Annotated in this window: 4 protein-coding genes; 2 read left to right on the top strand and 2 right to left on the bottom strand. The window is 65.8% G+C overall.

Annotated features, from left to right (window positions below; translation table 11 throughout):
* Positions 1-469 (bottom strand): glycosyltransferase (locus WAN02_RS23435; RefSeq protein ID WP_422266870.1); only part of this gene is annotated, 469 nt, incomplete at its 3' end.
* A 39-nt stretch (positions 470-508) separates the two neighbouring features.
* On the opposite strand from WAN02_RS23435, the gene WAN02_RS23430 reads away from it, so the two are divergent.
* Together WAN02_RS23430 and WAN02_RS23425 are read left to right on the top strand one after the other, a co-directional pair.
* A complete protein-coding gene (locus tag WAN02_RS23430; protein WP_422266868.1) occupies positions 509-1,276 on the top strand; it encodes a class I SAM-dependent methyltransferase in 768 nt (255 codons plus the stop codon).
* Between the two features lie 45 nt (positions 1,277-1,321).
* Positions 1,322-2,806 (top strand): aldehyde dehydrogenase, encoded by a 1,485-nt coding sequence (locus tag WAN02_RS23425; RefSeq protein ID WP_422266866.1) that lies wholly within the window; start codon positions 1,322-1,324, stop codon positions 2,804-2,806.
* Between the two features lie 72 nt (positions 2,807-2,878).
* Here WAN02_RS23425 and WAN02_RS23420 read toward each other — a convergent pair whose 3' ends face one another.
* Positions 2,879-4,714: an acyl-CoA dehydrogenase gene (locus WAN02_RS23420; RefSeq protein WP_422266864.1), complete on the bottom strand. Its 1,836-nt coding sequence runs from the start codon at positions 4,712-4,714 to the stop codon at positions 2,879-2,881.
* Positions 4,715-4,830 lie beyond the last annotated feature (116 nt).

Genomic DNA, 4,830 nt, shown 5'->3' with positions numbered 1-4,830 from the left:
CATACTGGTTGCGGCGATGCAGCTTGGGCGACAACCACGATTCGACGAACCAGCCGAGCCTGCTGAAGAACCAGCCCGCCACCGGCCACTGCTCACGATGGCAGTGGTGCACCAGCACCGCGACCCGCCGGCCGTAGATCAGCCGGGCCAAGAAGGGCAAACCGTTCTGGGTGTCGACGACCACGTCCGGTCGCACCCGTCGCAGCGGTCCGAGGTCCAGCCTGGCCGCCGCCATCGCCAGCAGCGCCCACACGTAGACCGAGTACCGCCCGCCCGCACGACGGATTCGCACGCCGTCGATGATTTCGTGCCGCGCCGCGCCTGGGTAGCGCGCGGTCCGCAGCGTCACGTCGACGCCGACAGCAGCCAGCTGGGCGCCGATGCGCTGCAGGTAGGTCTCACTCCCGCCGCCCTGGGGGTGTCCGGTGTCGCGCCAGCACAAAAGCAGCACCGAGCGCACACCAGACATCCGGACAGCCTAGCGATGCGGGGGCTCTAGGGTTGGCCGGTGGCCGTGACTGACCTGTTCGCGCGGCGGGCGACGTTGCGCCGCTCGGTGCGGCTGCTGTCGAGCTTTCGCCACGAGCAGCCCGCCCCGGCCAGGTTCTACGGCCCGCTGGCCGTCGACACGGCGGACATGGTCGGCGACCTCTGGCAGGGCATCCACGGCGAGCGCCCGGTCGGTCGCAGCTTGCTCGACGTCGGTGGCGGGCCCGGATACTTTGGCACAGCCTTCGCCGCCGCCGGGGTCCGCTACGTCGGCGTGGAGCCGGACCCGAGTGAAATGCACGCTGCGGGGCCGGTTTTGCCGCGAGAAAGCGCAACGTTCGTCCGTGCGTCGGGCATGGCGCTGCCTTTCGCCGACAACAGCGTCGACATCTGCTTGTCCTCCAACGTCGCCGAGCACGTGCCGCGGCCCTGGCAACTCGGCGGCGAGATGCTCAGGGTCACCAGGCCCGGTGGCCTGGTCGTGCTGTCCTACACGGTCTGGCTCGGCCCGTTCGGCGGCCATGAGACGGGCTTGACTCATTACCTGGGCGGCGCCCGCGCCGCCGCACGGTATGCCCGCAAACACGGCCACCCGGCCAAGAACAACTACGGGTCGTCGTTGTTCGCGGTGTCCGCGGCGGACGGCCTGGACTGGGCCGCCAGCACGGGGGCGCTGATCGCGACGTTCCCGCGCTACCACCCCAAATGGGCATGGGGCTTGACGGCAATACCGGTGTTGCGTGAGTTCCTCGTGAGCAATCTCGTGCTGGTGCTCCAGCCGCGATAATGAAACGTGTTCTCGTTTCGCTGCGGCTTGGGTATGGTGGCGGCCATGACCCACGTCACAACGGAGCAAGCTACAACGGAGTACGACAAGCTGTTCATCGGCGGCAAGTGGACGGAGCCGTCGACGTCTGAAGTCATCGAGGTGCACTGCCCGGCCACCGGCGAGTACGTCGGCAAGGTGCCGTTGGCGGCGGCAGCCGACGTCGACGCCGCGGTCGCCGCGGCCCGCAACGCTTTCGACCACGGCCCATGGCCCTCGACACCGCCGAAGGAGCGGGCGGCGGTCATCGCCGGCGCGCTCAAACTGATGGAGGAGCGCAAAGACCTCTTCATCAAGCTGCTCGGCGACGAAACCGGCCAGCCGCCGATGTCCCTCGAGACCATGCAGTGGATGAGTGGAATTGGGTGCCTGAACTTCTTCGCCGGCCCCGCCGTCGATCAGGTCACGTGGCAGGAAGTCCGCAACGGCGGCTACGGGCAGACCATCGTCCATCGTGAGCCGCTCGGCGTGGTGGGCGCGATCGTGGCGTGGAACGTGCCGCTGTTCTTGGCGATCAACAAGCTGGGCCCAGCGCTGCTGGCCGGCTGCACGGTCGTGCTCAAGCCGGCCGCCGAAACACCGCTGAGCGCAAATGCTTTGGCGGAAGTGTTCGCCGAGGCCGGGTTGCCCGAGGGCGTGCTGTCGATCGTCCCCGGCGGGATCGAGACGGGGCAGGCGCTGACGTCCAACCCCGACATCGACATCTTCTCCTTCACTGGAAGCTCGGCCGTCGGCAAGGAGATCGGCAAGCGCGCCGCCGAGATGCTCAAGCCGTGCACCCTGGAACTCGGCGGAAAGTCGGCAGCCATCCTGCTCGAGGATGTCGACCTGGCCGCCTCGGTTCCGATGTTGGTGTTCTCCGGGATCATGAACACCGGGCAGGCCTGTGTGGCCCAGACCCGCATCCTGGCTCCACGCTCGCGGTACGACGAAATCGTCGAGGCGGTAGGCAATTTCGCGGCCTCGCTTCCTGTCGGGCCGCCGTCGGATGCGGGTGCGCAGATCGGTTCGCTGATCTCGGAGAAGCAACGCGCCCGTGTCGAGGGTTACATCGCCAAGGGCATCGAGGAGGGCGCCCGACTGGTGACCGGCGGTGGCCGTCCCGAAGGACTGGACAACGGCTTCTACGTGCAACCGACCGTGTTCGCCGACGTCGACAACAGCATGACGATCGCGCAGGAGGAGATCTTCGGACCGGTGCTGAGCATCATTCCCTACGACACCGAAGAGGACGCGATCAAGATCGCCAACGACTCAGCGTATGGGCTGGCCGGCAGCGTGTGGACCAGCGACGTGCCGCGCGGCATCGAGATCTCCGAGCAGATCCGCACCGGCACCTACGCGATCAACTGGTACGCGTTCGACCCCTGCTGTCCGTTCGGCGGTTACAAGAACTCCGGCATCGGTCGCGAGAACGGGCCGGAGGGCGTCGAGCACTTCACCCAGCAGAAGAGCGTGCTGATGCCGATGGGCTACACCACCGACGCCTAGCTCTTCGCCGCCGAGTGTGCGGCCAGCGGAGCGTTCGAGCTCGAGTGTGCGGCTAGACGCACACTCGAGCTCCTAGAACGCCTCTTCGCGAAGCTGCATGACCGCGAGATCGACATTGGCCGCGATCTCGCGTTCAGCAGTCAGGCGCGGCAGCACGTTCTTGACGAAAAAGTTTGCCATGGTGACCTTTCCGGCATAAAACGCGCTATCGGCCGGTGACGGGTCGCCGTCGAGTGCCGTCAGCGCTGTCTCCGCCTGCCGAAGTAGCAGCCAGCCGATCAGCAGGTCACCGACCGCGAGCAGGAAACGCACCGACTCCAAACCCACTCGGTAAAGCTCGCTGGCGCTCTGCTGGGACTCGATCAGATACCCAGTCATGGTGGCGACCCAGGCTTGCAGGTCGTCGACGGCGGTGGCCAACTGCTTGCGGGCGTCGACCAGTTCGGGGCGCGCTTCCTCGCTGTCGATGAACGACTCGATCTGCGTGACGAGGTGGCCCAGTGCCGCGCCCTGGTCGCGAACGATCTTGCGAAAGAAGAAGTCCTGCGCCTGAATCGCGGTGGTGCCTTCGTAGAGGCTGTCGATCTTGGCGTCGCGAATATATTGCTCGACGGGGTAATCCTGCAGGAAGCCGGACCCACCAAATGTCTGCAGTGATTCGGTCAGCGTTTGATAGGCCCGCTCGGAACCCACGCCCTTGACGATCGGCAGCAGCAGATCGTTGACCCGCTCCGCCAACTCCGGGTCGGCGCCGGACACGATGGCGGCCGCCGCCGAGTCCTGGTGGGCGGCGGTGAAGAGATAGAGCGCGCGCAGGCCTTCGGCGTAGGACTTCTGCATCATCAGGGCCCGACGCACGTCGGGATGGTGAATGATGGTGACCCGCGGCGCGGTCTTGTCAGTCATCTGGGTCAGGTCAGCGCCCTGAATCCGAGTCTTGGCGTACTCCAACGCATTGAGGTAGCCCGTCGATAATGTCGCAATTGCCTTGGTGCCCACCATCATTCGGGCATACTCGATGACCTTGAACATTTGCGCGATGCCGTTGTGGCTGTCGCCGACCAGCCATCCCGTGGCCGGGACTCCGTGCTGCCCGAAGGTCAGTTCGCAGGTGGCCGAAACCTTCAGGCCCATCTTGTGTTCCAGCCCCGTGACGAACACCCCGTTGCGCTCTCCGGGCTCACCGGTCTCCGGGTCAAGCAGGAACTTGGGCACCACAAACAGGCTCAGACCCTTGGTGCCCGGCCCCGCACCCTCGGGCCGGGCCAGCACCAGATGCAGGATGTTCTCGAAGACGTCGTCACTGTCACCACTGGTGATGAACCGCTTGACGCCGTCGATGTGCCAGGTGCCATCACCCTGATCGGTCGCCTTCGTCCGGCCGGCGCCGACATCGGAACCGGCGTCGGGTTCGGTGAGCACCATCGTCGCGCCCCAGTTGCGATCGATCGCCATTGTTGCCCAATGCCGTTGCTGCTCATTGCCGATCCCGTAGAGGATGTTCGCCATAAACGGCCCGGCCAGGAACATGAACACAGCGGGGTTGGCGCCGAGCACGAACTCGTTGACCGCCCAAGCCACCATCGACGGCGCCGGCACACCGCCAACGTCTTCGTTGAGGCCGACCCGGAACCATTCGCCGTCGCGCCACGCGCTCAGCGACTTCTTGAACGGTTCAGGGAGGCTCACGACGTGCGTGTCGGGATCGAACGTCGGCGGATGGCGGTCGCTTTCGGCGAACGACTCGGCGACCGGCCCTTCGGCCAACCGGGCGGCCTCGGAAAGCATCTCTCGCACCGATTCGCCGTCGAGGTCTCCGAATGCGTCGTCGGCCAGCACTTTGTCCAAGGCCAGCAATTCGAAGAGGTTGAACTCGAGATCGCGCACATTGCTCTTGTAGTGGCCCATCGCTGACGCCTTTCAATCGCCTGGGCTGAGCCTAACCGCGTTAGCGCCCCTGGAAATGGGCTTTGCGACGCTCGATGAACGACTGCACGCCTTCGGCGGCATCCGCGGTGGCGAAC

This window comes from Mycobacterium sp. (assembly GCF_049281135.1).
Classification (GTDB): domain Bacteria; phylum Actinomycetota; class Actinomycetes; order Mycobacteriales; family Mycobacteriaceae; genus Mycobacterium.
The sequence above is the reverse complement of the archived record's forward strand: the minus strand, read 5'-3'. Positions and strand labels throughout refer to the sequence as shown.

Excerpts from the sequence above, each read along its gene's own strand:
- WAN02_RS23425 (WP_422266866.1), top strand. The coding sequence starts at position 1,322 with ATGACCCACGTCACAACGGAGCAAGCTACAACGGAGTACGACAAGCTG.
- WAN02_RS23420 (WP_422266864.1), bottom strand. The coding sequence starts at position 4,714 with ATGGGCCACTACAAGAGCAATGTGCGCGATCTCGAGTTCAACCTCTTC.